This is a genomic window from Kocuria sp. ZOR0020 (assembly GCF_000800955.1).
In the GTDB taxonomy this organism is placed as follows: domain Bacteria; phylum Actinomycetota; class Actinomycetes; order Actinomycetales; family Micrococcaceae; genus Kocuria; species Kocuria subflava.
In genome coordinates this window covers 1-839 of sequence record NZ_JROX01000370.1, presented here as the reverse complement: position 1 = coordinate 839, position 839 = coordinate 1, and the positions used below count along the sequence as shown (strand labels likewise).

Annotated in this window: 1 protein-coding gene and 1 pseudogene; both read left to right on the top strand. The window is 70.0% G+C overall.

Features of this window, described 5'->3' with window-relative positions:
• A pseudogene (locus L979_RS13830) lies at positions 1-286 on the top strand (CoA-disulfide reductase); the annotation flags it as partial.
• 85 nt (positions 287-371) lie between these two features.
• Positions 372-770: a heavy metal-responsive transcriptional regulator gene (locus tag L979_RS13825; RefSeq protein ID WP_019311206.1), complete on the top strand. Its 399-nt coding sequence runs from the start codon at positions 372-374 to the stop codon at positions 768-770.
• Positions 771-839: the final 69 nt, after the last annotated feature.

Genomic DNA, 839 nt, shown 5'->3' with positions numbered 1-839 from the left:
CCGGGCCGGCTACTACCCCGGGGCCAAACCCATCCGCACCAAACTCATCGCCGAACGCGGCACCGGACGGCTGCTCGGCGCCCAGATCGTCGGGGAAGAAGGCGCGGCCAAGCGCATCGACGTGCTCTCCGTGGCGCTGTGGCACGAGACCCCGGTGGAAGAGCTGCTCAACATCGACCTCTCCTACGCCCCGCCGTTCTCCCCGGTGTGGGACCCGGTGCTCATCGCCGCGCGCAAGACCTGGCAGGCCGTCGAGACCGACCGCGCCCGCACCGAACCCGGATGACCACCGGCCCCTCCAGGGGCAGGCAGTGCCCTGCCCCCGGAGCCTTCCTCTACCGTGGAAGGCCACAGACCAGTCCAGGATCGAGGTGCGCACCGTGCGGATCGGTGAAGCGGCCGCAGCCGCCGGCATGACCACCAAAGCCCTACGGTTCTACGAACAGCACGGGCTGCTGCCCCCGGTGCACCGCGGCCCCAACGGGTACCGCGACTACCCACCCGAGGCCCTCGCCCGCCTGCAGTTCATCCGCCGAAGCAAGGCCGCCGGACTCAGCCTGGCCGAGATCCGGAACATCCTGCAGATCCGCGACGCCGGGCAGGCCCCCTGCGCCCACGTAGCCGCACAGCTCGCCCAGCAACTCACCGACCTCGACCAGCACATCGCTGAGCTCACCGCCCTGCGGGCCTCCGCGGCCGAGCACTACCAGGCCGCCTCCCAAGGCGACCCCACCCAGTGCGATCCCGCCCAAATCTGCAGCTACCTCTGAGCCCACAGCCGCACCACGGCCGCCAAATACCTCTGTCAGAACACCGCCATTCACCGTCGACAGTCACAG